The sequence below is a fragment of the Pseudomonas sp. MOIL14HWK12:I2 genome (assembly GCF_000510745.1).
Taxonomy (GTDB): domain Bacteria; phylum Pseudomonadota; class Gammaproteobacteria; order Pseudomonadales; family Pseudomonadaceae; genus Chryseomonas; species Chryseomonas oryzihabitans.
The window spans coordinates 151,135-177,657 of record NZ_KI783313.1 but is presented as its reverse complement, the minus strand read 5'-3'; the positions used below and the strand labels follow the sequence as shown (position 1 = coordinate 177,657).

Below are 26,523 nucleotides of genomic sequence, written 5' to 3'. Positions count from 1 at the left end.
CTTCAGCGCCCTTCGGTCAGCCGCTGCAGCAGTTGCGCACGCCGCGCCTGGTCCGCGGCCTCCTTGGCCAGCGCACCGGGCAGCAAGGCTGCGGCCCGCGCGGGCGACAGGACGAACAGGCCATCGTCGTCTCCGAGGGCCAGGTCACCGGGGCAGACGCGGGTCTCGCCGAGCTGGATTTCGACGTTCATTTCGCCCAGCGCCTCGCCACCCTGGGTGGTGACGGCGCTGATACCGCGGTGGAAGACCGGCAGGCCGAGTTGACGAAGCGCCTGGACGTCGGTGATGGCGCCATTCACCACCACACCGGCCAGGCCCTTGATCAGGGCGGCCAGGGTACGCAATTCGCCCCAGCAGGCGCAGTTGGGATCGCCCACGGCCTCGATCACCAGGACGTCGCCCGGGCGACTGGCGATCAGAGCCTCGCGCAACAGGGCGCCATGGGGTAAGGGAATGCGCGCCGTCACCACCCGGCCCAGCAGACGCGTATTGGCCACCACCGGCTTGAGTTCGGGCAGATAGCCCGTGCGCCCGAGATGGCCCAGGGTCGAGGCGGCTACCTCGGCGTACCCGGCGATCAGTTCGGCCGGCAGCTCGCTCAGGGGGCCGGGCATGCGGCCTCCCGGGGGCGGATCAGCGGGCAGTTGCTGCAGTATTCGGCGGGCGCCGTGGCCTGGTAGTAGAAGCAGCAGGTGCGCCGGAAGCGAACGGGGCGCCCAAGGGTGTTGACGGTTGCGGGCCGGCGGAACTGCGCCAGCGGATTGGTCTCCAGCCCAAGTTCCGCCGGCGTCGCCGCCAGCAGCCAGGCGAAATCCTCGGCGCAGCGGGCACGAATGGCCGGATCATCGAGTTCGGCGAGGCGCCGGTCGTACAGCGAATAGAGCCGCACCGCGGCGTTCTCCCAGAGGATGCGGGGCGAGACGCGGCCAACCCGCGCCAGGGTCTCCCAGAGCGGCCGCAGCAGCTCGCCGAACAGGGTGCGGGCCAGCAACGCTCGGGCCGTGGCGTGATCCTCCAAGCCGGGCAGCGGCCGGGTATCGCTGAGCGGCAGGGCCGATCGCCAGCGCCCCTGGACATGGCCATCCTCGATCCAGACATTGCCCGGCGTCAGGTCCAGGCGCCGGTCATAGGCCGACAGGGCCTGGAAGGCGACCCCGGTGGTGAGAAAGCCCAGCCGCTTGGTCAGCAGCGACGCCGCGACCCGCCGGGTAGGCGCTGCCATCCGCGCCGCCAGGTCGTCGAGCAACTCGGCGCAGCGTGCGGCGTCCAGCCAGGCGGCCACCGGCTGGCTGTGCTGCCCGTCGCGCTCACTGGCTTCGCGCAGACCGAAGGTAGAACGCAGCTCGTCCCGCTGGGCGCTGTCGAGGGCGGGCCTCAGGCACATGGCGGTACCTCGCGACCAAAGGGAATGCACAGCGGCGTGCCGAAATAGGGATCGGCGATGATCCGGCATTCCAGGGCGAACACCTCGCGTACCAGGGCTTCCGTCAATACCTCTGCGGGTGCGCCCTGGGCGAAGGCACGACGCTGATGGACGGCGACCAGGTGATCGGCGTAGCGGCAGGCGAGATTGAGATCGTGCAGCACCATGACGATGGTCTTGCCCTCCTCCCGGTTCAGCTGGCGCAGCAGGTCCAGCACCTCGATCTGGTGCGCCAGGTCCAGGTAGGTGGTGGGCTCGTCCAGCAGCAGGCAATCGGTGTCCTGGGCCAGGGTCAGGGCGATCCAGGCGCGTTGGCGCTGTCCGCCGGAGAGGTCGTCCACCGGCCGCTCCGCCAACGCCAGCAGGTCGGTGAGGCGCAGCGCCTTGTCCACCGCCGCGGCATCGTCCGCCGACCATTGGCGCATCCAGTTCTGGTACGGATAGCGGCCCAGGCTCACCAGTTGCCGCACGCTGATACCCTCGGGCGCCACCGGGGTCTGTGGCAGGACCGCCAGTTGCCGGGCCAGGGCGGCGGTGGACTGCCGGTGGATGTCCTGGCCGTCGAGCAGCACCTGGCCCTGGCGCGGTTCCAGCAGCCGGGCGCAGGCCTTGAGCAGGGTGCTCTTGCCGGAGCCGTTGCTGCCGATGAGAACCGAGACACGGCCCGGCGGTAATTCGAGGTCGAGGGCCTCGATGATGGTCTGGGTGCCGTAGCCGAGGGTCAGGCAGCGGCTGGCCAGGGTTGCCATGAAGACTCCTTCAGGGACGCTGCCGGATCAGCAGGTAGAGGAAAAAGGGCGCCCCCAGGGCGGCGACGAAGATGCCGGCCGGCAGATCCAGGGGCAGGAACAGGGTACGACCCAGGAGGTCGGCGAGCATCACCAGCAACGCCCCCGCCAGGGCCGCCATCAGCGCCTGAGCGGCGAAACCCGCAGGCAGCAGGCGGCGGGCGATATGGGGCGCGATGAGGCCGACGAAGGCGATGGCGCCCCCCCAGGCGATGGCGACGCCGGCCAGGGCCACGGCCAGCGCCAGCAAAGCCGCGCGCTGCCGCTGCAGGCGCACCCCGAGGCCGCGGGCCAGGTCGTCGTCGAGTTGCGCCAGCACGGCGTGGCGCGCCAGGGCCGCCAGCGGCAGCAACAGGACCAGCCACCACAGCCCCAGGGCGCGCACCTCCGGCCAGCTGGCGCCATAGACGCTGCCGGTCAGCCAGACGTAGGCGGACAGCGTGGTGGTCAGCGGACTGAACACCAGCAGGAAGGTGGTGGCCGCGGCGAGCATGGCCGACACCCCTACCCCCACCAGCACCAGGCGTAGCGGCGAGGCGCCATGATTCCAGGCCAGGCCATAGACCAGCAGCGCCGCCAGGCCTGCGCCGAGCATCGCGGCCAGCGGCAGGCCATGCGGCCCCAGGCTGCCGGCCAGAACCGCCAGATAGAAGACCGCCCCGGCGCTGGCGCCACTGGTGATGCCCAGCAGGTCCGGCGAGGCCAGGGGATTGCGCACCTGGCCCTGCAGCAGCAGGCCGGACACCGCCAGGGCGCTGCCGACCAGGGCGGCCAGCAACGCCCGCGGCAGGCGCAGCTGGGTGACGATGAAACCCAGGCCACCGCCCTGCCGTTCGACCAGCGCGGCGAACACCTGGGTGGGCGTCAACCAGACCTTGCCCAGGCAGAGGCACAGCAGCAAGGCCGCCAGGGCCACCAGCGCGGCGACGGCCAGCCGCCCCAGGGTGGCCGGGGCCAGGCGGCGGGAGAAACGGCCGAGCCGCCAGACGATCTCAGCGGCCATGACGGCCTCCTCGACGCGCCAGATGGATGAAGAAGGGCCCGCCGAACAGCGCGGTCATGATGCCCACGGGCACCTCCTGGGGCAGGATCACCACCCGCGCCAGGCTGTCGGCCAGCACCAGCAGCAGGGCCCCGCCCAGGGCGCAGCCGGGGACCAGCCAGCGATGCTCGTGTCGCGCGCGGGCCAACAGTCCGCGCACCAGGTGCGGCACCATCAGGCCGATGAAGCCGATGTTGCCGGCCAGGGCCACGGCGCTGCCGGCCAGGCAGATCACCAGCACCCCGGCCAGCAACCGGATCAGCCCGATGGGCTGGCCCAGGCCGCGGGCCAGGTCATCACCGGCGACCAGTACATCGAGCTGCCCGGCCAGGACCACGGCGGCGGCCAGGGCCAGCAGGCTGAACACCAGCAGGGGCGCAGCCGTGGTGAGGTTGCGCTCCCCCACCGAACCGGCCAGCCAGAACAGCACGCTGTCCAGGCCCTCCTGGTTGATCACCAGCAGCGCCTGGCTGAAGGCGGTGAACAGGGCCGCCAGGGCGGCGCCGGCCAGCACGATGCGCAGCGGCGTCAGGCGCGCCTGGCCCCGGTTGCCCAGGGTCCATACCAGGCTGCCGGCCACCGCCGCGCCCAGCAGCGCGCAGAGTATCCAGCTTTCGGTGCTGGACAGGCCCAGCAGGGTGATGCCCAGCACCAGGGCAAAGGTGGCGCCGGCGTTGATGCCGAATAGCCCCGGCGAAGCCAGGGGATTGCGCGTCATGGCCTGCATCAGGGCGCCGGCCACCGCCAGATTGGCGCCCACCACCAGGGCGACCAGCAGGCGCGTCAGCCGGGTGGTGTTGACCAGGGTTGCATCCAGCCCTAGCGAGGGGTCCTGCACCAGGGCCGCCACTACGCTAGTGGGCGCGATCCAGCGGGCGCCCACCGAGAGACTCAGCACGGCGATCAACGCCAGGGCCAGGGCGAGCAGCAGCAGTCTGAGGGGTGCGCTCATGCGGCCCCCTGTTCGGCCAGGACGCGCTGGATGTCGTCCAGCAGCCGATTCGCCGCCAGTATGCCGCCGCCCAGGCTCCAGGCCACCCCATCGACCCGCCAGACCTGCCCGCGCCGGGGGGCGCTCAGGCGTTGCCAGAGCGGATGCTCGAGCAGACGCTCGTAGTTGCGCTGCACCGCAGCCTGGTCGGCACGCAGGAAGACGAAGAAGACGTCGGCCTCTACCACCGGCAGGCTTTCCCGGGAGGTCAGCTTGATCGAGGGCGCGGCGCTGCCCTGGCTGGCCGCCGGCCAGGCGAAGCCCAGCTCGCTGAGTACCCGGCCGGCGAAGCTGTCGGGCAGATAGCTGCGCAGGTGATCGGCGCGCACGTCCAGCACCGCCACCGTCGGCGGCCACTGGGCACCGTAGTGGCGTTGCAGCGCCTCGCGCAGACGGACGATGCGCGCCTGCCAGGCCTGCAGCAGGTCCGTGGCGTCCGCTCCACGCCCCGCGGCGGTACCCAGGGCCAGCAGGGTCTGCTTGAATTCGAAGACCTCCTCCAGCATCACTACCGGGCACAGCTGCTGCAGCAACGGCGCGATCCGGCCATGGCGAAAGCGCGAGGCGACGATCAGGTCGGGCGCCAGCAGTGCCAGGTCCTCCAGACTCGGCTGGGTTTCCAGTCCCAGCGAAGGCACCCCCGCAAGCGCCGGGCGTAGATAGCGATAGACGGGCTTCTCGCTCCAGGACTCCACCACCCCGCAGGGCCTGAGCCCCAGGGCCACGGCGCTGTCGGTGGCGCCCTGGAACAGCGTGGCCACACGGGTTGGCTGAGCGCGGGCCACGCCCGGCTGCAGCGCCAGGCCGGTGGCGAGCACGCCGCCGAGCCCGAGGAGCCGGCGGCGGGTTATTACTGAGGAAACACTAGGGGGCATGGCTCACCTGATGAAAGGGATTGACCACCCTGCCCTTGCCGAACGGCATGCTGCCGGGCCCACCGGCCCGCTCGATCATCGGGCGCAGCAGCCACTTCTGCGGCCAGTCCGGTGCCTCGAACAGCGTCTCCCGAAGCAGTGCCCGGGCCACGGCGTCGAAGTCCAGGGCCGCGATGCGTTCTTCCAGCACCTCGCGCAACAGCGTCCAGGCGGCGGTCAGCGGGATAGCGTAGCAGCTCGCGACGGTCTCGAAGATGGCCCTGAGGTTGACCTGGATGCCCAGGGTCTGGAACCAGAACAGCAGGTCGCGCGGATGCTCGTGATAGAGCGTCTGGGCATGACCGGGCTTGATCCGGTACTGCGGATCGGCCAGCCCCTGGCGCCCCAGCCAGGGCACGTACAGGCGCAGGGAGTCGTGGTCGCGTAGCAGCAGACCCTGGATACGTCCGGCGCGCCAGACCAGCACGGCGTTCTGCCCGTGCACCTCGCCGAGCAGGCCGAGGCGGAACAGCCGCAGGTTGAGGTCGATGAAGCTGTGGCACAGCTCACCCAGCAACAGCAGGACATTGGCCGGGGTCGGCGCCAGCGCCCGGGCCGCCAGCCAGTCGTCGAAGAAATGCCGACGACTGCCCGGCAGCGGCGTACCGAGCGCGGCCATGGGCAGCAGGCGGCAGTCCGGATCGGCCAGCAGCGCCGCGGGATAGCCGCGCACCATGGCCGAGAGATGCCGCGGCGCCTCGTCGAACAGGGTCGCCGCCGGCGGCATGAAGGCCCACCAGCGAGACTCGTCGCACAGGTGCAGGCTCTCGGCGAGCACCGGGTCCAGGGCCCGCGCCTGGCGCAGCAGAGCCTCGCTGCGCGAGCCGTTGATCATCTTCACCGCCGGCAGGTAGCGCGAGGCGCCCAGGGAATGCACCGCCATGGGCAACTTCAGCTGGGCCACGCCCGCGCCCTCCTCCATCAGCATGGATCTCAGCGACGAGGTCGCGTGGCAGCGAGCGCCGGCAAAGTCCAGCTGCTGGCAGACGCCACTGGCGAAGGCCTCGTCCAGCCGACCCGGCAATCCCCTGGCGAGTTGCCAGGGGTGTACCGGCAGCGCCACATGACTCGCCGCCAGGCCGCGCCGCTGCAATTCGGCCTGCAACTCGGCCAGCGCCGCCGGGGTCAGCAAGTCGGCCGCCGGTCCCTGGGAATCGGCCGCCACACTCTCTCCGCACAGCAGCTGATCGCGGCGCACCGCGACCCAGGCCAGGCGCACGGGTTGGCCGAATTCGGCCTGGTAGGCCTGGTAGTCGGCGTCGCTCAGCCCCAGCTTGGCCTTGGCCAGGGGGTGATAGGGTCGATCCCGCAGGGCCGCCCAGCGTTCCAGTTGCAGGAAGGCGGCCTTACCGTCGCCCTCCAGCAACGGCCCCGGGACCAGGGGTTGTTCCAGGGACAGCCGGGTCTGCCGCAGACTGGTGGCCAGGGTCTCGCGCAACAGCGCGATGCCCCGCGCCTGCTCTGGATCGGCGGCCACCTCGGCGAACACCAGGGTAACGAAGGCCTCGGGCGTAAGGGTGCTCCAGGCGTCGCCCTGGCGCGCCAGGATCGGCGTACCGGGCACCTTCACCCAGGCCTGGGTGATGCCCGGGCGCACCCGCGCGGCGATGAAACGCTGCTCGCGGGGATCGCAGCAGCACTCCCAGAGGCGCTCCTCCGGGGCGGCCGGCTGCAGCGCGGCGGGATGTTCCGTGGTCGCGGCCGCCAGGGTCACAGGCATGGGGGCGAAGACGTCTTCGGCCAGCAGGCAGTCGAACAGGTCCTGCAGGATCAGGTCGGTGGCGAGGGTCTGAGCGTTCATGGGGATTCTCCGCAGGAATGGGCGGTCAGGCGGGCCTGCAGGGCCCGAAAGGCGATGCCGCGCTCGTCGCCGAGCACGAAGGTGGTGACGCCCCGGGCGCGCCAGAGGTCGAGGTCCTCCGGCTGCCGGGGGATGGCGCAGTAGGGTGTGCCCTGCCGCTGGGCGGCGGCCCAGATCTGGCGCAGGGCCTCCTGCACCTCGGGATCGGCGAGGCGCCAGGGGTGGCCGAGGGACTGCGACAGGTCCGCCGCCCCTTCGAGCAGCAGGTCCACCCCCGGCACCGCGGCGATTTCCGCCGCCCGGGCGACGCCCGCGGCGCTCTCGATCATGGCGACTATAAGGATCTGCGCATTGGCGCGGGTCACGTAGTCGGCCAGGCTCGCCTTGCCGAAGGAGCCCGGGCGCCCGGCGTTGAGGCTGCGCTCGCCCTCCGGGTGGTACTTGCAGGCGCGCACCGCGGCGGCCAGCACCGCCGGGTCCTCCACGCAGGGCAGCACGATCCCCTGGGCCCCGGCATCGAGCAGGCGCAAGAGGCGCTTGGGCTCGGCGTCCGGCACCCGCACCAGCGGCGTGAGGTCGTAGCTCTCGGCGGTGCGGATCATGTTCTCCAGGGTTTCCGGATTGATCAGCACGTGCTCCATGTCGATGATCACGAAGTCGTAGCCGGCTTCGGCGATCAGCTCGATGCTGGCGGGCGTGGGTAGCGAGGCGAACAGGCCGTGGCTGGGCGTGCCGGCCGCCAGGGCGGCCTTGAGTCGATTGCGCCTCAGCATGCGGCGGGCCGATAGGGATGCAGCGGGTTGGCCACCGCCTTGAAGCGCCGCTCGCCATCGCCCAGCAGGCGCCGCTTGGTCAGCTCCTCCACCTCGAAGGTGGGAGCGAAGACGTCGAACAGCGCATAGCGGTCCCGGTGCTGGGGATGGGCGCGCTGGTAGTCGAGGATGACCGTGGCGGTCGCCCGCCAGAAGTCGGACTCGGCCAGGGCGAAGTGCTGGCGCAGGAACACCGCCAGCTCGCCCAGGGCGATGAAGAAGAAGGCATCGCAGGTGAAGTCGCGGACCGCCGCCACGTCCTCGGTGAGGATGAAGGAATTGCGGTTGAGCCGCGCATGGCTCGCCGGCAAGGGCTCCAGGGTCGGACGCAGTTCCGGGCGTGCCAGGTGGCGCTCGGCGTAGCGCACGCCGTCGTGGAAGTCCTTGAGGGCGATGCGCAGCGGCCAGCCGTCGCGGTGGATCAGCACGATGTTCTGGCCATGGGACTCCATGCCGATGCCTTCGGCGTGGAGCATGTGCATGAGTGGCGTCACCGTGACCCTGAGCAGTTGCCGCAGCCAGGCGTCGAGGCCGTGGCGCTCGATCCAGGCGGCGACGAAGGGCCATGGCGCGCCCTGGCCGTAGCGATTCTCCACCTGGGTCAGGCCGTTGAAGGGTACCGCCTGTTCATCCGCGCGCAGATAGGCATGGATGCTCTCGCGCCAGACGGCGCCGAGGGTGCCGTAGACCTGCCCCGCCCGGCTGACCGGCAACGCACGACTGTCGTAGGCGGCGCCGGCGATCTCGCCGAGCACCACGAAGTCCAGGTCGCGGGCCGTGGCATCGGTTGCGATCAGGCGCTGCAGCCAGTCGGTGATGAGTGGGCCGTTGAGCACCGTGTGGCGCGCCAGGATGCGGGTGCTGGAGGTATTGGTCAGGCACATCGCCAGCTTGACGTAGGGCCGCTCGGGCGCGCTGCGATTGGCCAGGGTGCGGATGGACTGCTGGGCCGCGTACTGGTCGCGGGAGGTGCCCAGGTAGAGCAACTCGCCGCTCACCAGCTCGGGCTGGAACAGCGCGGCCAGGTGTTGCTCCCATTGCCAGGGATGCACCGGGATCAACTGATAGTCGTCCAACGACCGACCCTGTTCGCGCCACTCGGCGGCCAGGGCCGTCCAGCGCTCCACCCCGAACTCCGCGGCGATGAAGGCCGGAAAGTCCAGGCGGCGGGAGTGCCCCACCGAGGCCCGCGCGCGCGCCAGGGCCAGCCAGACCAGCTGGATCGGCTCGCCGAATTCCGGTCCGTAGCGGCGATTCTCCGCCAGCGAGAAGCCGATGCGCGACTTGTAGCAGGGGTGGTAGCCATGGGCGTCCATGAAGTGCCGCTCCAGCTCGTCCACGTCCAGCTCGTGGGCCGGGCGGGCGGGACGGTAGTCCTGGCGGCGGGACTGCAGATCCTTGAGCAGCGTCTGCTCCAGCTCCTGGACGAAGCGCGGCCACAGCGGCGAGTCGCTCTGCTCGCCGAGCAATTCGGCCAGGGTCTCGTGCAGCGTCGGCGCGCGGCTCCCCTTATCGTCCTGGCGCACCAGGCGCTGCGGATCCAGGCGGATCAGGCCGAAGCTGGCATCTGCGGGCGCATAGCCCAGGTACTGCACCGGTGTGCCATCGGCGGCGGTACCGGCCAGGCGATACGCTGCCAGCCCCTCCGCCACCGGCTGGACCTCGGCCTTGAGCACCTCTTCGTAGATCAGCGTCTGCAGCAGCTGCGCCACCACGCGCTGCTCGACCTGGCGATAGAGGGCGGCATCGGCGGGCGACGGCCAGGGCTGCGCGGCAAGTGAAAGCTGAGCGGTCATGAGTACCTCCGAACGGAAAGGGGTTGAGCAGCGGGAAAGCGCCAGGCCCAGGGCAGGGCCAGCAGGATGAACAGGCCGGTGGCGATGAAGGCGTCCTGGATGGCGACGCCGGTGGCGGCCTGGCGCGGGCCCCAGCCGGCCGCTCCGCCCAGGCGCAGTTCCAGCCAGAGGGAGGCGGCCACCACGGCCACCGAGGACACCAGGCGCCGGGCGATGTTGTTCATGGCCGCGCCCTGGGTGACCTGGGCATCCGGCAAGGTGTTGAGCCCGGCGGTGGTGGCCGGCATGTAGGACAGCCCCAGGCCGACGCCGCGGAGCACCATGAGCGCGCAGATCCAGGCCAGCCCGGCATGGCTGCCGACCACACCGAGGGCCAGGGTGGCGAGACCGCTGAGCGCCAGCCCGGTGGCGATCACCCCGCGGGGTCCGCGGCGGTCGAGCAGGCGACCGCCGACCTGGCCGAACAGCGCCGCCGCCAGGGCCGTGCAGAGCAGCGCCAGGCCGGTCCAGAGGGCGCTGTGGCCCAGCACCAGCTGGACCAGCAGCGGCAGCAGCACCAGGCATTCGAACATGCCCACCGCCTGGACCACGGCGATGATGACGCTGGCCCGATAGCCGCGCAGGGCGAACAGGCGCAGCGGCAGCAGCGGATGGCTGCGCTGCAGCTGCAGCCGGACGAAGGCCAGCAGGCAGAGGAGTCCGGCGCCCAGGGCGAGCAGATTGAGGGGGTCGGCCAGCGCCGCCAGCTCGCGCAGCCGGCCGAGGGTTACCAGCAGCAGCCCCAGGCCACTGGCGATCAGTAGGTAGCCGGCCAGGTCGAAGGGCTTGCGTTCGCGGGGGCCATCCGCGGGCAGCACCACCTGCCCCATGGCCAGGGCCAGCAGGCCCACCGGGACGTTGAGCAGGAACAGGGCGCGCCAGTCGAACACCTCCAGCAGCAGACTGCCGCACAGCGGCCCCACCGCCGGCGCCAGCATCACCGCCCCACCCCACCAGCCGGTCACCCGGCCACGCTCCTCCTTGGGATAGACGGAAAAGATGATGCCCAGTGCCAGGGGAATCATCAGGCCGCTGGCCACCCCCTGGACCATGCGCGCCAGCAGCACGCCGGCGATGGAATCGGCCAGGGCGCCCAGCGCCGAGCCGGCGATGAAGGCCAGCAGCCCGAGGCGATAGAGTCGCCGCCGCCCGATGCGCCCGGCGAGAAAGCCGGTCAGCGGCATGGTGATGCCCATGGCCACCATGAAGCCGGCGACGATCCAGCTGGCCAGCAGCGGCCCCAGGTCGAAGGCGGCGATGAAGGCCGGCAGCGCCGGATTGAGCGCGGTATTGGCCAGGCTGACGGTGACCGTGCCCAGCAGCACGTTCACCGCCACCCAGACCCGCGGGATCGCAACGCTCACGCCGGGACACTCCCGTTGCCGGCGAGGAACAGCTGCCGCGGGCGCGGATGGCAGAGGAAATCCGCGTGGGAGATGTTGTAGCCATAGGCGCCGGCCAGGGGCAGCACCAGCAGGTCGCCGACCCGGACCTCACCCAGCGGCTGGCCGCGGCTGAGGATGTCCTTGGGGGTACAGAGCTGACCCACCACTGTCCAGGCCTTGCCTCCAGTCGCGGTCGCCCGCCCCTCGCGGGGCAGGTGCAGCACCGGATGATCGTGCCCCTGGGCCACCGGCAGGCGGAACTGATGGGTCCCGCCGCGACAGACCAGGAAGTGCTGGCCGTGGCTGGTCTTGGTATCCAGCACCTCCATGGCGTAGTAGCCGCAGAAGGCCGCGAGGAAACGTCCCGGTTCGAAGCGGATCAGCGGCGGCTGCGCCTGTTCGGCCAAGCGGGCGCGCAGGTGCCCGCACAGCCGCGCCCAGTCGAATCGCCGGCCTTCACGGTAATCCACGCCAATGCCGCCACCGACGTTGAGCCGCACCACGCTTTCCGGGCGCCGGGCCAGGCCGCGCCAGTGCGGCCAGCGCTGCAGGTAGAAGTCCAGCAGTTGCAGATGGCGCTCCACCGAGTGCTGGTGCGACAGGGCATGCACATGGAAGCCCTGCAGCTGCAGGTGGCTGGCCGCCTCTACCGCCGCCACCGCGGCGTGCAGATCGGCTTCGTCGAAGCCGAAGGGCGTCGCCGTGCCGGCCATGGCCAGAGTGCTGGTCAGCCCGGCCGGCAATTGCGGATTGATGCGGATGTACACCGGCTGCGGCCGTCCCAGGGAAAGCGCCAGGCGTTGCAGGCGCTGGATCTCGCCGAGGCTCTCCAGGTGGATGGCTTCGACCCCGGCGCTCAGGGCGGTGCGCAGGTCGGAATCCAGCTTGCCCGGACCGGAGAAGATGAACGGCTTGCGCTGCGGGCAGGCGGCGAGGCGATCGATCTCGCCACCGGAGGAGATCTCGAAGCCGTGCACCAGCGGCGCCAGGGCCGCCAGGATCGGCGCCTCGCTGTTGGCCTTGATGGCGTAGTACAGCTCCACGCCCGGGGGCAATTCGGCCATCAGCGCGGCGACGTGCCGCCGCAGGGCGTCGAGGTCATAGACGAAGGCCGCCAGGGGATCGCCGGACTGCGCCTGGGCCTCCACCAGGGCGGCGCGGACCGCGGCAGGTAGCTCAGCCATGACGCACCTCCGCGCCCCAGGGGCAAGGCAACTGCACGTAGCCGGCGTGGCGATCGGCCTGGGCGGCGAGGCGCACCTTGAGATTGGTCTTGCAGGGAATCGGCTGGCCGGCGATCAGCGCATCCAGCTCGGGCGCGGCGCGTTGCAGGTCCCGGCGGATGGCGATCAGCTCGGCTTCCACCTGCCGCCACAGGCGCGGCGCCAGGTGCGGACGCTCCCAGCTCAGCGCCAGCACCGCCTCGGCGAGGTTGTTGACGAACAGGCAATAGGCGATGCGCCGCCAGCCCTGGTCGCGACTGTAGAGCAACGACTGGCGCACCCGGGGCTGGACGTGGGCGTCCAGGGCCTCGGCGCCGAGGGTATCGGTCAGCTTGATGCCTTCGAAGTCGCGCAGCAGCAGCCGGACGGGCCGGCCGTTGTCATGCACCAGCACGCAATTCTGCAGGTGCGGCTCCAGCACCACGCCGTGCTCGAAGAACAGCCGCAGCACCGGCCCGAGCAGCAGCCGCTGGTAGTCCTGGAACCAGGCCAGCCGGATTTCGTCGCTGACCGGCTGGTCGCCGCAGCGGCTGAGGAAGTCCTGCAGCAGCGGCTGCAGGCGGGTGTCGCGGGCGAACAGGGTGCCGGCCAGCAGGCAGCAGTCGGCGCCATGCTCCAGGCAGAAATTCTCGCGCAGGATGGCGCCGGTCTGCTCGCGGAACCAGCGCTCGTCCTCGGCACTGGCGGCCGGCGGAGCCCAGCTCAGGGCACCCGGCTCGCGCACCATGTCCAGCCCCGCCACCCGCCCTTGCAGGCGCTGCATGAGGCGGTCGACGATCAGGGTGCTTTGCAGTTCGTACCAGGCGTTCTTGCGCACGCAGTTGGTGATGCGCACGTTGAGCGAGCCCTTGATGAAGAAGGCATGGCCTGGGCGGTACCAGGTGCGCATGGAGGCGGTGGGACTGGCCAGGGCGCCGCTGGCGCCGAGGTCGCGGATCACCCCCTGGCTGACCAGCGCCTGGACCCGGGGATCGCCGAGGAACAGCTGCGCCTGGACCGGGTGCAGCACGATGCGCACCCGCTCAGGGGCGGCCTGCGCCTGGTCCACGAAGCCCTGCAGCACCTGGGCGTCGCTCAGGCCGTTGCCGGCCACCTGCAAGCCGGCGCGGGGCACCTCCAGCACGTGCATGGCGGTGCTGGTGTGCAGCTCCGGGGCATAGGCCTCGGCCGGCAGCGGCTCCGGCCAGCGCCGTGCCTTGGGTGCCGGGTGATTGGGATGGCCGAACCACAGCCCCTGCTCGCTGGCCAGGTAGTCGCTGAGCGGCGCGGGATGGCGCGAGACCTGCACGTGGTCGACGATGGCCGCGGTCAGGTGCTGGCTCTGCAGGACCTGCTGCAGCAATTCGCCATTGTGGGCACCGGCGAGTTCTTCGCAGGCCTCCAGCAGAAAATCGATGAAGGCGGCGAAGTCCGGGCAATGCCAGGCCTGGTCCCCGCGCCGGACATAGATATCGGAGAGATAGCGCTGGCTGCCGAGTTCATCCTGCCGATCGACGACGAGGAAGAACTGGCGATCGCCGGGAAAGGCGATCAGCAGGGGCACGCCGCCGTCTTGCAACCAGCCGAGATAGTTGGCCGGGGCGATACCGCGTCGGTCTTCCGGCCAGGTATAGGCCAGGCATCGTTCCGGCAGGGCGAATTCCTTGATGAGGCAATTCATCAGGGCGTGGGAAGACGCCAGCTCGCTGACGATGCGGGAAAGCAGCGTGGATTCTAGAGAAGTCATGGCAGTGTCCAAGAGGTTGCGCGTCCCTGCGGGCGATCCGGTGTCACGGCACTCGGGTGGTGCCTTGTGCTCAGCCACGGGGCTCGGCCAGGGCCGCCACGAGGGCCGCCTCCAGGCGTTCGAGCAGCACCAGGCAATGGCTTTCCTGGAGGATCAGCGGCGGCAGCAGCCGCACCACGTTGCCGTCCCGGCCGCCGCGTTCGAGCAGCAGTCCCTGGGCGAAACAGTGGCGCTGGATGGCCGCGGCCAGCGCGGGATCGGCCGGCAGGCTGCCGAGCGCATCCGCCGCGCCACCCGCCTCGACGATTTCCAGGCCCAGCATCAGCCCCAGCCCGCGGACATTGCCGATCGCGGGGAAACGCTCGCGCAGCCGCTCCAGATGGCGCCTGAGCCAGCCCCCGAGCTGGGCCGCACGGCTGACCAGGCCGTCGCGCTCGATGACCTCCAGGGTGGCGAGCCCGGTGGCCATGGCCAGCTGGTTGCCGCGGAAGGTGCCGGTATGGCCACCGGGCTCCCAGGCGTCGAACTCCCGCCGAATCGCCAGCAGGGCCAGCGGCAGGCCACCGCCCACGGCCTTGGACAGCACCAGGATGTCCGGCTCGATGCCGGCATGCTGGCAGGCGAACAGCGCGCCGGTGCGGCCGAATCCGGTCTGGACCTCGTCGACGATGAGCAGGATGCCGTGCTCCCGGGTGACCTGGCGCAGGGTCCGTAGCCAGGCCACCGGTGCCGGATTGACGCCGCCCTCCCCCTGCACCGCCTCGACGATCACCGCCGCCGGCCGGCAGACGCCGCTCTCCACGTCGCCGAAGAATCTTTCCAGATAGCGCGCCAGGGCCGCGGCGCCCTGCTCGCCGCCCAGCCCCAGCGGGCAGCGGTACTCGTGGGGATAGGGCAAAAATTGCACTCCGGGCATCAGCCCGGCCACCCCCTGCTTGGGCGAGAGATTGCCGGTCACCGCCAGGGCGCCGTGGGTCATGCCGTGGTAGCCCCCGGAAAAGGCGACCACATTGCTGCGTCCGGTGACCTTCTTGGCCAGCTTCAGCGCCGCCTCCACCGCATCGGCACCGGACGGACCGCAGAATTGCAGGCAGTAGTCTTCCGCGCGGCCCGGCAGCAGGCCCAGCAGGCGCTCGCTGAAGGCGTCCTTGAGCGGCGTGGTGAGATCCAGGCTGTGCATGGGCAGGCCGCTGCCGAGAAAGTCGGTGATGGCCTCGGTGACGGCCGGATGGTTGTGCCCCAGGGCCAGGGTGCCGGCTCCGGCCAGGCAATCCAGGTAGGTCTTGCCTTCGACGTCGGTCACCCAGACCCCGGCGGCCTTGGCGATGGCCAGCGGCAGCTTGCGGGGGTAGCTGCGGACCCTGGATTCGAAGCGTGCCTGGCGAGCGAGAAAGAAGGCGTTGTCGGCTGTTGCGGTATCGCGACTGAGGGATGGTTGAAGCATGGCGTCAGACCTCTGGACGTTTATCTTCGTAAACGATAATCAGTTTCATTCTCATCCTTCAACCGCCATTCCCGAAAAAGATCGAGTCTTTGAAGTCGCGCCACTTTCACCAAAATGCGGGCGATAAAGGGCCCGAACGCCCGGCGGGTCCGCCCTTGAAATCACGTGCCAAAACGCCTGATAGGCAGCTGTTCCCGCTCTGTATGCCGCTCACTCCTGCCTATGAATGACGCCTGAGGGGCCACCGTTCTGCCCCCGTTGGCGATGCGCGGAAGTCGCCCCTGAGCCGGGCGGCGACACGCCTTGCGCAAGGACGGATAACGCCTGCTCAGAACGCCAGGGTGGTGGAAAAGACCAGGGTCCGCGGCGTGGAGATGGTCAGGCCCGGTTCGCTGTCGTCCGAGGCGCCGGCGGAGGCCCAGTAGCGCTCGTTCATCACGTTTTCCACCGAGGCACGCAAGGTCACGCGGGTGGCGTCGACCTTGAAGGCGTAGCGCGCCCCCACGTCGAAGCGATGCCAGGCGTCGATTTCCTTGCTGTTGGCCTGGTCCAGGTACTGGGAGCTGGTGTAGATCCCCCGTCCGGTCAGGGTCAGGCCCGGCACCGCCGGGATGTCCAGTTCGGCGCCGAGGTTGGCATTGAGCCTGGGCGTGGCCGGGGCGCGGTTGCCATCGAAGGAGCCGCCGACGGTGTCCTTGAGTTCGCTGTCGATGTACATCAGGCCGCCGAGCACGCGGAAGCCGGCCAGCGGCTCGCCGAACACGCTCAGCTCCACCCCGTCGTTGACGCGCTTGCCGTTGGGACCGAAGACGCGGCTGGTGGCATTGGTCTCGTAGGCCGGCTGCTTGATGCGGAAGGCGCTGGCGGTCAGGGCCACCGCGCCGAAGTCGTACTTGGCCCCCACTTCCGCCTGGCGGCTGATGAAGGGCGGGAAGATCTCGTCCTCGTTCAGCGCGGTGGACGGCGCGATCTTGCCCTGGCTGAGGCCTTCCATGTAGTTGGCATAGAGCGACAGCCGCTCGGTGGCCTTGAACAGCACGCCCGCCGAGGGCGAGACCTTTTCCTCGTCGTAGGCGGTGGGTTGCTTCACGCCGTCGGACCAGTCGTCCACCTTGACCCGCTGCCAGCGGGCGCCGAGGGTGACCAGCAGGCGATCGTCGAAGAAGCCCAGGGTGTCGGCCAGGGCCACGCCACTGAAGCGGTTCTCGGTGTAGTCCTTGCCGTCGGAGCGGGTCTGGACACCTGGCGCGGGCAGGTTACTGGGGTTGTACAGGTTGCTCGGCCCACTGGCGTAGCGACCGCCGCCGTTCTCGAAGTCCATGTAGAAGTAGTCGGCGCTGACGTTGAGTTCGTGGCTGATTGGTCCGGTCTGCAGCCATTTGCGCGCGCCCAGGTTGGCGGTGCGCACGTTCTCGTCGCGGGTGAAGTCGCGCGGCTGGACGCTGAAATCGCCGGCGTTGTTGGTAATGGAAACGTTGTGGCGGAGGAAGTCGTGATCGCTGCGGCGCGCGCCCACGGCGCCATAGACCATCAGCGAGTCGTCGACGTCGAATTCGCCGCGCAGGGCGCCGAAGGTGTCCTTGGTCTGGGCGCGGGTCCAGCGCTGGGCATAGTTGTGGCGCACGTCGTCGGCATCGGGGACCCGGGCGTTGGCCCCCACCAGCACCCGCTCCTGGGGCGCATCGGTGTCGCGTTCGGTGTGGCCGAGATCGAGGCCCAGTCGCAGACGTTCCACGCGATAGTCCAGGCCGAGCACGCCCATCTGGCGATCGACGTGCTGGTGATCCCAGGTGGTGTCGCCCGCTTGCTTGACACCGTTGAAGCGCATACCGAAGCGATTGTCCTCGCCGAAGCGACGACCGATGTCCACGGCCCCGCCCACCTGGCTGTCGGACGCATAGCTGCCGGTGATCTCGGTGATGGGCTGGTCGGTGGCGCGCTTGGGCACCACGTTGATGCCCCCGCCGACGCTGCCGCGGGGCGAGATGCCGTTGAGCAGCTGGCTCGGCCCCTTGAGGATGTCGACCCGCTCGGCCATCTCCATGTCGATGGAATAGGTCGGCAGCACGCCATAGAGACCGTTGTAGGCCACATCGCTGTTGAACAGGCTGAAACCGCGGATGGTGAATTGCTCGAAGCGCCCACCCGACGGATTGGTGGAGCGCACCGAGGGATCGCTGGCGATCAGGTCGGTCAGGGTGCGGGCCTGGAGATTCTGCACGGTCTGGGCGGTGTAGGACGTCTGGCTGAAGGGCGTGTCCATGAAGTCGCGATGGCCCAGCAACCCCTGGGAGCCTTGCCGCGCGACCTGGCCACCGGCGTAGGGGGCGTCGTCCGCCTGCAGGCTGGAGGCGACGATGGAGGTGCTGGCCAGCTCCTGGACGCCGCTGTCCTGGGGGGCCGGCGCCAGGGTGAAGTCGCGCTCACCCAGCGGCTGCAGCCGCAGCCCCGAGCCGGCCAGCAGCCGGCCGAAGCCCTCCTCCACGCCAAAGTCGCCGTTGAGGCCAGCGCTATTACGCTTGCCCACCAGTCCCGGATCCACCGCCAGGTTGACGCCGGACTCGGCGGCGAAGCGCGTCAGCGCCTGGGCGAGACTGCCCGCGGGAATCTCGTAATGCCGGCGGGCCGCCTCCTGGGCCAGGGCCGAAGCGGCCCACCAGGGAGTACCGCTCAACGCCACCAGCAAGCCCGTGCGCAGCAACGGACGCAATACCAACGTCACCATCGAATCCCCCTCCTTTTGGTTGTCCTATGCCGTTAATGACCGACAGGTACGAAAAAGGGGACAGACTTTTTTCAGACGGTGACCGAACGGGGTATCAGGGTCACCCAGAAGCGGGTACGCCACTGCAGTTCCACCGGTAGCGTCGCGGCCAGCAGCGTCAGTACCCGGTCGGTATCGGCAAGCTGAAAGCTGCCGGTGACCCTGAGATTGGCCACCGCGGGATCCCAGCGCAGCAGGCCAGGACGATAGCGACTGAATTGCTGCAGGAATTCGCCCAGGGGCTGGTCCTGGGCGATCAGCACGCCCTGGCGCCAGCTCAGCAGGGTTGGCGAAAACGGCTCGATGGCGCCGATGCCCAGGGTACTCAGGCGCAACTGCTGGCCCTTGCCCAACGCCAGCCCGAGGCCCATCAGCGGCCGCACCTCGACGCTGCCGCTGACCACGCGCACGTCGCAGCCTTCATCGTCCTGCTGCACGCAGACCTCGGCCTGTTCCACCGTCAGGGTGCCGAAGCGGGTATCCAGCGTCAGCGCCTGGGTACCGGGTACGCGCAGCGAGAGCTCGCCGCGCACCAGGGTCAGGCGCCGCCGGGTCTGATCCAGGTCCACGGCGGTCGCGGTATTGAGTTGCAGCAGGCTGCCATCCGCCAGGGTCAGGCTGCGGCGTTCGCCCGTGGCGGTACTGAGATCGGCGGTCCAGGCGTCCAGCGGCAATTCCCGGCTCAGCCACCAGCCGGTCGGTACCACCACCGCCAGGCCCAGCAACTGGCGCAGGGCGGTACGCCGAGTGCGCTCGGCCGGCTGCAGACTGGCCATGGCCAGCCGCGACGGCACCGCGGCGAAGCGCTGTTGCAGCTGCAGGGCCGCCTGCCAGGCGCGCTCGTGCTCGGGATGGGCCTGGCGCCACGCCTGCAGCTGCTGCCGCTCGCGCTCGCCGGCTGCGCCGGACTCCAGCAGCGCCAGCCATTCCGCGGCCTCGCGGATCGCCCGCCGCCGCCGGTCCTGGCCGCTCAGCACAACTCCGCCAGCAGGCAATGCTCGTAGGCCTGCGCCATGTATCTCTTGATGGTGCGCTCGGAGACGTGCAGGCGTTCGGCGATCTCGCGGTAGGTGAGGTCCTCGAGCTGGCTGAGCAGGAAGGCCCGCCGCACCGCGGCGGGCAGGCCATCGAGCAGCTCGTCCAGCGCCTGCAGGGTTTCCAGCAGCAGCCAACGCTGCTCGGGCGACGGCACGCAGGCTTCGGGCAATGCCATCAGGGCATCGAGGTAGGCCTGCTCGAGGCTCTTGCGCCGCTGGAAATTGATCAGCAGGCGTTTGCCGATGGTCACCAGATAGGCCCGCGGCTCCTGCAGTTCACCGAGCACTTCGGGATTGCGCAACAGCCGCAGAAAGGCTTCCTGGCTGAGATCGGCCGCATCCCATTCGCTGCCCAGCCGCCGGCGCAACCAGGCCTGCAGCCACCCGCTGTGGTCGAGATAGAGCCGATGAAGGTGACGCGTGGACGCGAGAGCCATATCACTCATGACGGGTGCTACCTGCTCGTCGATGCTTAGATGATATTGATTCTACTTTACATGGATCATCCAGGACCAGTCCGGAGCCGTCTATTCCCTGCGCTTTCGCCCGAAAGCTGGGCAATGGCCAGCATGGGCCTCAGCCCACCAGGCTTTCCACGGGCGCAGGCGAGAGATCGACGCTCCGGCAATAGTCCATGAACAGCCGCGTCGCCTTGGTCGGTTCGTTGTTGCGCAGGTAGGCCATGATGAAGGTGGAGGCCGGCATGTCGTCGTGGATGTTGACCTGGGCCAGGCGCTTGCCGTCGTAGGTCAGGTCGGTGGTGGGCCGGGTCACCAGCACGGAAAAGCCCAGGCCCTGCCCCACCATGCAGCGCACCATCTCGATGGAGGGCGAGCTGTAGGCCACGGTGGGGTGGTAGCCCTTCTCCCTGAAGATGTCGATGAAGTAGTTACGGCTGGGCACCACGTCCAGCAGGATCATGGGCTCGCGACTCAGCTCCTTGAGGGTCACCGCCTTCTTGCCGGCCAGGGGATGGGCGATGGGCAACAGCGCATAGGGCTTGTGCGGTGCATTGAGCTTTTCCTTGGTGATGGAATCACCCAGCTCCAGGTCGTAGAGAAACACCAGGTCGAAGCGTCCGCGGTGCACCCCGTGCATCAATTCGTGCTGCTCGCCATCGTGCAGCTGGATGGTGATCTCGGGATAGAGCCGCTTGAAACCTGCGACCAGCTTGGGCAGATAGAGCGGCGCCGCAGATTCGAAGCAGCCGATGGCCACGGTGCCCGAAACCAGCTCGTTTTCCGCCTTGGCGTTCTGTTCCAGTTCCTGGGACAGCCGCAACAGTTCCTTGGCCTTTTCATACAGCCGACGGCCACTGGCGGTGAGCGAAACGCCCTGGGCGTGATGGCGAATAAACAACTTCTGCTCGAAACTTTCTTCGAGGTTCTTGATGGCGACGGAGATCGACGGCTGGGATATATGCAGTTGTCGCGCGGCCTCGACGATGCTGTCTTCCTCGACCACCGCGACGAAATAGCGAAGTTGCCTCAGGGTAAAACGCGTCATGGCTCATCCATAGGATAAAACTTTGCAGAACGCATATCTGCATAGCGCAATCTACTGAAGCGAAAGCCATGCCATCCGCCTGAATGTCACCGCGCGGCCTGTGCTTAGCGGTACTGCACGCGCGGTGGCGTGCCGACGAAAGTCCCTGCCGCACGGGTTAAAACGCACCAAAAGACTGCACTTCGAGTGCTTATGATTGCATCTTGCCCTGCCTTGGGGCGTATAGCGCGCAGAACAAGATGCCGCCTTACACTACTTAGGAAAAGGCTATGCAACGACCTGTAATTTGTTAATTGACGATGAGTCTGGCGGCCGCCAATTCTGTTTCTGGCAACAGTGCGAACGCTTCAGGAAAGTTCGCACTTTCTTTGAAATGGCGACGGGTTGGCTCACCATGACTTTCGACTGGAACTACATGTTCAGCCTCATTGGCGACACTCAATTCTGGCTGGCAACCTGGACGGTCATCAAACTCAGCACCCTCACCTGGATCATCAGCATCGCCCTGGGCTTCTTCATCGCCCTGGCGAAACAGTCACGGTATCCGGCGCTCAGCCTGCCTGCTCGCGGTTACATCTGGTTCTTTCGCAGCGTGCCGCTGCTGGTGCTGCTGATCTTCATCTACAACCTGCCCCAGGCGCTGCCGGCGACCTCGGTGGTGCTCGCGGATCCCTTCTGGGCCGGCCTGATCGGCCTGGTCATCAGCGAAACGGCCTATGTCGCCGAGATCCACCGCGGCGGCCTGCTGTCGATTCCCAAGGGCCAGGGCGAGGCGGCCCGGGCGCTGGGCCTGCGCTTTCTCGGCACCCAGTGGCGCATCGTCATCCCCCAGGCCCTGCGCGTGGCCCTGCCGTCGCTGGCCAACGAATACATCTCCATCGTCAAGCTCAGCTCGCTGGTCTCGGTGATCTCCCTCACCGAGATCCTGATGGTCGGCCAGCGGCTCTATTCGCAGAACTTCCTGGTCATGGAGACCATGGTGGCGGTGGCCTTCTACTACGTGCTGATCGTCACCCTGTTCGACTTCCTGCTCAAACGCCTGGAGCGCTTTCTCGACGTCACCCAGCGCAAGGTGGTGCGGACCCCCGATGCCCAGGTGCTGGCCCTGGCCAACCAGGCCTCGACCGCCAGCGCCAGGCCGCAGTGGGATGCCGGCACCCCGGCGCTGCAGGCGGCGCGGCTGCACAAGGCCTACAACGACGTCGAGGTGCTGGGTTCGGTCAACCTGCGCATCCAGCCCGGCGAGGTGGTCTCGGTGATCGGCCCATCGGGCTCGGGCAAGACCACCCTGATCCGCCTGCTCAACGGCCTGGAGCAACTGGACAACGGCGAGATCCGCATCAACGGCCAGCCCTTCATCCACCTGCGCAAGGACGGCGCCCAGAAGCCCCGCTTCGTCGAGCACAGCGAGCATCGCCTGGACATCGGCATGGTGTTCCAGAGCTTCAACCTCTTCCCCCACCTGACGGTGCTGGACAACCTGCTGCTCGCGCCGCGCTATCACCGCCTGGATGCTCCCGCGGCGCTCAAGCAGCAGGCCTATGCCCTGCTGCACAAGGTCGGGATGCTCGACCACGCCTGGAAGTATCCGCACCAGCTGTCCGGCGGCCAGCAGCAGCGCGTGGCCATCGCCCGGGCGCTGATGATGCGACCGCAGATCATGCTGTTCGACGAGCCCACCTCGGCGCTGGATCCGGAAAAGGTCAACGAGGTGCTGCAGGTGATCGAGGCCCTGGCCCAGGAGGGCATCACCATGGTGATCGTCACCCACGAGATGAACTTCGCCTTCAAGGTCTCGGACCGCATCGTGTTCATGGAAAAGGGCCGCGTGGTCTGCGACGACGCGCCCGCGGTACTGCGTAACGGCCAGCATCCGCGCGTTGAGGCCTTCCTCAAGGACGTGTCCCTGGCTTGACCCCCACCCTTGGCTTCTGGAGAACAGAGATGATCGAGCAAGCGCAAATAGACAGCTTCCACCGAGACGGCTACCTGGTGGTCGAGAACCTGCTGACCGCCGACGAGATCGCCACCCTGCAGGCCGATTTCGACGGCTGGGTGGCAGAGAGCCGCAGCCACGCCGAAGCCTGGGGCGAGACCCAGGATGGCCGCGCCCGCTTCGACGTGGAGCTGGACCACCGTCCCGACCACCCCTCCCTGCGTCGGGTCAGCTCGCCGACCGAGATCTCCGCGGCCTATCGCCAGGTCGCCTTCACCTCGCGGATGGCCCAGGTCGCGGCTCAGCTGATCGGTGGCAGCGGCACGAGATTCCACCACAGCAAGATCAATTCGAAGCTGCCGCACACCGCCACCCAGGTGAAGTGGCACCAGGATTTCCTGTTCACGCCCCATAGCAATGACGACGTGGTCACCGCGCTGCTGATGGTGAGCGAGGTGACCCCGGAGAACGGTCCCCTCACCGTCATCCCCGGCAGCCACCGGGGCCAGCTCTGGTCGCACTGGCAGGACGGTCGTTTCACCGGCGCGGTCGACGACAACGTGGTGGCCGAGCAATGCGGCGAGCCCGTGGCCTGCTTTGGCCCGGCCGGCTCGGTGTGCTTCATGCACACCCGCCTGCTGCACGCCTCCAGCCCCAACCAGACCGAATTGCCGCGCACCCTGTTCATCAGCGTCTACGCCGCCGAGGACGCCCTGCCCTTTGGCGAGAATCCGCTGCCCAGCGAGCACGCCGGGGTGCTGGTGGCCGGCGAGGAAAGCGGGCTGGTGCGCAGCGTGGCCAACAGCGTGCGACTGCCGCAGAAACCCCGCGGCGCGTCCTTCTTCGTCCAGCAGGCCGGGCTCGACCAGGCTGCCGTTTGATCTTTCCTACCGCTCAAGGAGTTTCGCCATGCAAAGATTCAGCAGCGCCTCGCTTCGCATCCTCTCCACCGCCGTACTGGGCGCCGGCCTGGCGCTGGTCTCCAGCCTGGCCTCGGCCGACTTCCTGCAGCCGGGCAAGCTGGTCGCCGGTTCCGACCTGACCTTCTTCCCCTACGAATACGTGCAGGACAACAAGCCGGCCGGCTTCGACATCGAATTCGTCGACGGCCTGGCGAAGTTCATGGGCCGCTCCGTGGAGACGATCGACACCCGCTTCCCCAACCTCATCACCGGGCTGCAGGGTGGCCGCTTCGACATCACCAACTCCTCGATGTACATCACCGCGGACCGCCTCAAGGTGATCGACATGATCCCCTACCTGAAGAGCGGCGAGTCGATCATCGCGCTAAAGGGCAGCAGCTATCAGCCCAAGAAGCCGGAAGACTTCTGCGGCCACAAGATCGGTTCCATGGGCGCCACCTCCTGGCTGCAGCAGCTGCACAAGCTGTCCGACGAGTACTGCGTGAAGAACGGCCTCAAGCCCATCGCCGTGAGCGAATACGGCACCGATCCCCAGACCACCCAGGCACTCCTGTCCAAGGCCGTGGAGGCGCAGATCACCGACGCCGCCGTGGCCCGTGGCCTGGTGGAAAAGCTCGGTAATCGCGTGGTGATCTCTTCGGACACCCTGATCTATCCGGTGCTCAACGGCTTTGGCGTGAAGAAGGGCAACGACGCGGTCAAGACCGCCCTGGTGGATGCGCTCAAGCAATACAGCGCCACCCCGGAGTACGCCGCGCTGCTGAAGAAATACAACTTCCAGGCGCCCACCGAGGCGGACATCGCCGCCCTGATGCCCAAGCCCTGAGCCCTGAGCCCTGAGCCCTGAGCCTTACGGAGTCACGACCATGGCACTTTCTCACGAGGAACGGCTGCGCATCGATCTGGCGGCGACCTTTCGCGTCATCGCCCACCTCGGCATGCACGAAGCCGTCGCCAACCACTTCAGCGCCGCCGTTTCCGCCGACGGCAAGCGCTTCCTGATCAATCCGAAGTGGAAGCACTTCTCGCGCATCCGCGCCAGCGACCTGCTGCTGCTCGATGCGGAGGATCCGCAGGGCGCCGAGCGGCCGGACGTGGATCGGACGGCCTGGTCGATCCACGGGCAGATCCATCGCCTGCTGCCGGAGGCCCGGGTGGTGCTGCACCTGCACCCGGTCTACACCACGGCGGTGGCCTGCCTGGCCAGGCCCGAGGTGCCGCCCATCGACCAGAACACCGCGCGTTATTTCAACCGCCTGGCGGTGGACGAACTCTATGGCGGCATGGCCGACACCGAGGCCGAGGGCGCGCGCCTGGCCGGGTTGCTGGATGGCAAGCAGCGGCTGCTGATGGGCAACCACGGCGTCATGGTGATCGCCCCCACCATCGGCCAGGCCTTCGACGACATCTGGACCCTGGAGCGGGCCTGCCAGATCCTGGTCACCGCCTGGTCCACCGGCCAGCCGCTCAAGGTGCTGTCCGCCGAGGTCGCCGAAAAGACCGCCCGCGCCTGGGAAGGCATCACCGACTTCTCCGAGCAGCACTTCGCCGAGATGAAAGAACTGATGATCCAGCAGGACCCCTCCGTGCTGGATTGATCGCCGCGGAGCCTCTGCGCTCCGCCTTCCTACTGCTTAGATGACGGCCGCGCCCTGCGGAGCGGCCGAAGGGTACCCGCATGTCCACATTACCGACCACGATCGACACCCTGGTGATAGGCGCTGGCCAAGCCGGCGTCGCCATGAGCGAGCACCTGGGGCGCCTCGGCATCGAGCACCTGGTGCTGGAAAAGAACCGCATCGCCGAAGCCTGGCGCACCGGTCGCTGGGATTCCCTGGTGGCCAACGGTCCGGCCTGGCATGACCGCTTCCCCGGGCTGGAATTCCAGACGCCGCCGGATGGCTTTCCCGGCAAGGACGAGATCGCCGCCTACTTCGAGACCTATGCCCGGCAGATCGGCGCGCCCATCCGCACCGGCGTCGCCGTCACCCGGGTGACCCGCCAGGCCGGCCAGGCGGGCTTTCTGGTGGAAACCTCGGCGGGCAGCTTGAATGCCCAGCGGGTGGTGGTGGCCACCGGCCCCTTCCAGAAGCCGGTGATCCCGGCCATCGCACCTGCGGACGAGCGGCTCTACCAGATCCACTCCGCCCATTACTTCAATCCCCAGCAACTGCCCGACGGCGCGGTGCTGGTGGTGGGCGCCGGCTCCTCGGGAGTGCAGATCGCCGAGGAACTCTTGCTCGCCGGCAAGCGCGTCTATCTCTCGGTAGGCCCGCACGACCGGCCGCCACGGGCCTATCGCGGGCGCGACTTCTGCTGGTGGCTGGGCGTACTCGGCCTGTGGGACACCGAGACCATGCAGCCGGGGCGCGAGCACGTGACCATCGCCGTCAGCGGCGCCCGCGGCGGCCACACCGTGGACTTCCGCCGCCTGGCCCAGGCCGGCATGACCCTCGTCGGCCTCACCGACACCTTCGCCGACGGTGTGGTGCGCTTCCGCCCGGATCTCAAGCAGAACCTCGACGCCGGCGATGCCAACTACCTGGCCCTGCTCGACGCCGCCGACGCCTATGCCGCCCGCCACGGTCTGGACCTACCCGAAGAACCCGCGGCCCGCGAGCGGGTGGCGGACGCCGCCTGCATCCGCGATCCCCTGCAGGAGCTGGATCTGAAGGCCGCGGGCGTGACCTCGGTGATCTGGGCGACTGGCTACGCCACCGACTTCAGCTGGCTGCAGGTGGATACCTTCGGCGACAACGGCAAGCCCAAACATCAACGCGGGGTCGGCGCCGAGCCGGGCATCTACTTCGTCGGTCTGCCCTGGCTCAGCCGCCGCGGCTCGGCCTTCATCTGGGGCTGCTGGCACGACGCCCGCCATGTGGCCGACCAGATCGCCATCCAGCGCCGCTACCAGGACTACCGCCCGAGCGTCGAGACGACCGTCCACACCCAGCAGTCGCGTAGCGCCTGACG

22 protein-coding genes are annotated in these 26,523 nt (G+C 68.7%); 5 read left to right on the top strand and 17 right to left on the bottom strand.

Annotated features, from left to right (window positions below; genetic code table 11):
* Nucleotides 1–2: 2 nt before the first annotated feature.
* The 17 genes from PSK12I2_RS0117130 to PSK12I2_RS0117050 all read right to left on the bottom strand — a co-directional run bounded on the left by PSK12I2_RS0117130 (nt 3) and on the right by PSK12I2_RS0117050 (nt 20,691).
* Nucleotides 3–614 (bottom strand): RraA family protein, encoded by a 612-nt coding sequence (locus PSK12I2_RS0117130; protein WP_027599323.1) that lies wholly within the window; start codon nt 612–614, stop codon nt 3–5.
* Nucleotides 599–1,384: an IucA/IucC family C-terminal-domain containing protein gene (locus PSK12I2_RS0117125; protein ID WP_027599322.1), complete on the bottom strand. Its 786-nt coding sequence runs from the start codon at nt 1,382–1,384 to the stop codon at nt 599–601. Before PSK12I2_RS0117125 ends, PSK12I2_RS0117130 begins: the two co-directional genes overlap by 16 nt.
* Nucleotides 1,375–2,172, bottom strand: coding sequence for an ABC transporter ATP-binding protein (locus tag PSK12I2_RS0117120; protein ID WP_027599321.1), 798 nt, complete (start codon nt 2,170–2,172; stop codon nt 1,375–1,377). The genes PSK12I2_RS0117125 and PSK12I2_RS0117120 overlap by 10 nt, the downstream gene beginning before the upstream one ends.
* A gap of 10 nt (nt 2,173–2,182) precedes the next feature.
* The gene (locus PSK12I2_RS0117115; protein ID WP_027599320.1) at nt 2,183–3,214 is read right to left on the bottom strand and encodes an iron chelate uptake ABC transporter family permease subunit; all 1,032 of its coding nucleotides are present in this window, start codon (nt 3,212–3,214) and stop codon (nt 2,183–2,185) included.
* On the bottom strand, nt 3,204–4,205 hold the full coding sequence (locus PSK12I2_RS0117110) for an iron ABC transporter permease (protein WP_027599319.1): 1,002 nt from the start codon (nt 4,203–4,205) through the stop codon (nt 3,204–3,206). Before PSK12I2_RS0117110 ends, PSK12I2_RS0117115 begins: the two co-directional genes overlap by 11 nt.
* Nucleotides 4,202–5,119 carry an ABC transporter substrate-binding protein gene (locus PSK12I2_RS0117105; RefSeq protein WP_027599318.1) on the bottom strand — a complete coding sequence of 306 codons (918 nt, stop codon included), beginning with the start codon at nt 5,117–5,119 and terminating at the stop codon, nt 4,202–4,204. Before PSK12I2_RS0117105 ends, PSK12I2_RS0117110 begins: the two co-directional genes overlap by 4 nt.
* Entirely contained in the window at nt 5,109–6,959 is a 1,851-nt protein-coding gene (locus PSK12I2_RS0117100) for an IucA/IucC family siderophore biosynthesis protein (RefSeq protein WP_027599317.1), read from the bottom strand. Before PSK12I2_RS0117100 ends, PSK12I2_RS0117105 begins: the two co-directional genes overlap by 11 nt.
* A complete protein-coding gene (locus PSK12I2_RS0117095) occupies nt 6,956–7,732 on the bottom strand; it encodes an HpcH/HpaI aldolase/citrate lyase family protein (protein WP_027599316.1) in 777 nt (258 codons plus the stop codon). The genes PSK12I2_RS0117100 and PSK12I2_RS0117095 overlap by 4 nt, the downstream gene beginning before the upstream one ends.
* A complete protein-coding gene (locus PSK12I2_RS0117090; RefSeq protein ID WP_027599315.1) occupies nt 7,726–9,567 on the bottom strand; it encodes an IucA/IucC family siderophore biosynthesis protein in 1,842 nt (613 codons plus the stop codon). The genes PSK12I2_RS0117095 and PSK12I2_RS0117090 overlap by 7 nt, the downstream gene beginning before the upstream one ends.
* Nucleotides 9,564–10,970 (bottom strand): DHA2 family efflux MFS transporter permease subunit, encoded by a 1,407-nt coding sequence (locus PSK12I2_RS0117085; RefSeq protein ID WP_027599314.1) that lies wholly within the window; start codon nt 10,968–10,970, stop codon nt 9,564–9,566. Before PSK12I2_RS0117085 ends, PSK12I2_RS0117090 begins: the two co-directional genes overlap by 4 nt.
* Nucleotides 10,967–12,175 (bottom strand): type III PLP-dependent enzyme, encoded by a 1,209-nt coding sequence (locus PSK12I2_RS0117080; RefSeq protein ID WP_027599313.1) that lies wholly within the window; start codon nt 12,173–12,175, stop codon nt 10,967–10,969. Before PSK12I2_RS0117080 ends, PSK12I2_RS0117085 begins: the two co-directional genes overlap by 4 nt.
* A complete protein-coding gene (locus PSK12I2_RS0117075) occupies nt 12,168–13,940 on the bottom strand; it encodes an IucA/IucC family siderophore biosynthesis protein (RefSeq protein ID WP_027599312.1) in 1,773 nt (590 codons plus the stop codon). The genes PSK12I2_RS0117080 and PSK12I2_RS0117075 overlap by 8 nt, the downstream gene beginning before the upstream one ends.
* 70 nt (nt 13,941–14,010) lie before the next feature.
* Nucleotides 14,011–15,384 (bottom strand): diaminobutyrate--2-oxoglutarate transaminase, encoded by a 1,374-nt coding sequence (locus PSK12I2_RS0117070; protein WP_027599311.1) that lies wholly within the window; start codon nt 15,382–15,384, stop codon nt 14,011–14,013.
* 328 nt (nt 15,385–15,712) lie between these two features.
* The gene (locus tag PSK12I2_RS0117065) at nt 15,713–18,109 is read right to left on the bottom strand and encodes a TonB-dependent receptor (protein ID WP_027599310.1); all 2,397 of its coding nucleotides are present in this window, start codon (nt 18,107–18,109) and stop codon (nt 15,713–15,715) included.
* Nucleotides 18,110–18,180: 71 nt separating this feature from the next.
* Entirely contained in the window at nt 18,181–19,125 is a 945-nt protein-coding gene (locus PSK12I2_RS0117060) for a FecR domain-containing protein (RefSeq protein WP_042134220.1), read from the bottom strand.
* Nucleotides 19,119–19,631 carry a sigma-70 family RNA polymerase sigma factor gene (locus PSK12I2_RS0117055; RefSeq protein ID WP_027599308.1) on the bottom strand — a complete coding sequence of 171 codons (513 nt, stop codon included), beginning with the start codon at nt 19,629–19,631 and terminating at the stop codon, nt 19,119–19,121. The genes PSK12I2_RS0117060 and PSK12I2_RS0117055 overlap by 7 nt, the downstream gene beginning before the upstream one ends.
* A 130-nt stretch (nt 19,632–19,761) precedes the next feature.
* Entirely contained in the window at nt 19,762–20,691 is a 930-nt protein-coding gene (locus PSK12I2_RS0117050; protein ID WP_027599307.1) for a LysR family transcriptional regulator, read from the bottom strand.
* A 394-nt stretch (nt 20,692–21,085) separates the two neighbouring features.
* Between PSK12I2_RS0117050 and PSK12I2_RS0117045 the strand changes: the two genes are divergently transcribed.
* The 5 genes from PSK12I2_RS0117045 (at nt 21,086) to PSK12I2_RS24025 (ending at nt 26,521) form a co-directional block, all read left to right on the top strand.
* Complete coding sequence (locus tag PSK12I2_RS0117045; RefSeq protein WP_027599306.1) at nt 21,086–22,606, top strand: amino acid ABC transporter permease/ATP-binding protein; 1,521 nt, start codon at nt 21,086–21,088, stop codon at nt 22,604–22,606.
* Nucleotides 22,607–22,635: 29 nt separating this feature from the next.
* Complete coding sequence (locus tag PSK12I2_RS0117040) at nt 22,636–23,508, top strand: phytanoyl-CoA dioxygenase family protein (RefSeq protein WP_027599305.1); 873 nt, start codon at nt 22,636–22,638, stop codon at nt 23,506–23,508.
* A gap of 28 nt (nt 23,509–23,536) precedes the next feature.
* Entirely contained in the window at nt 23,537–24,376 is an 840-nt protein-coding gene (locus tag PSK12I2_RS0117035) for an ABC transporter substrate-binding protein (protein WP_027599304.1), read from the top strand.
* A 40-nt stretch (nt 24,377–24,416) separates the two neighbouring features.
* Nucleotides 24,417–25,148 carry a class II aldolase and adducin N-terminal domain-containing protein gene (locus PSK12I2_RS0117030; RefSeq protein ID WP_027599303.1) on the top strand — a complete coding sequence of 244 codons (732 nt, stop codon included), beginning with the start codon at nt 24,417–24,419 and terminating at the stop codon, nt 25,146–25,148.
* A gap of 80 nt (nt 25,149–25,228) precedes the next feature.
* The gene (locus PSK12I2_RS24025; protein ID WP_051398742.1) at nt 25,229–26,521 is read left to right on the top strand and encodes an NAD(P)/FAD-dependent oxidoreductase; all 1,293 of its coding nucleotides are present in this window, start codon (nt 25,229–25,231) and stop codon (nt 26,519–26,521) included.
* The last annotated feature ends 2 nt before the right edge of the window (nt 26,522–26,523 follow it).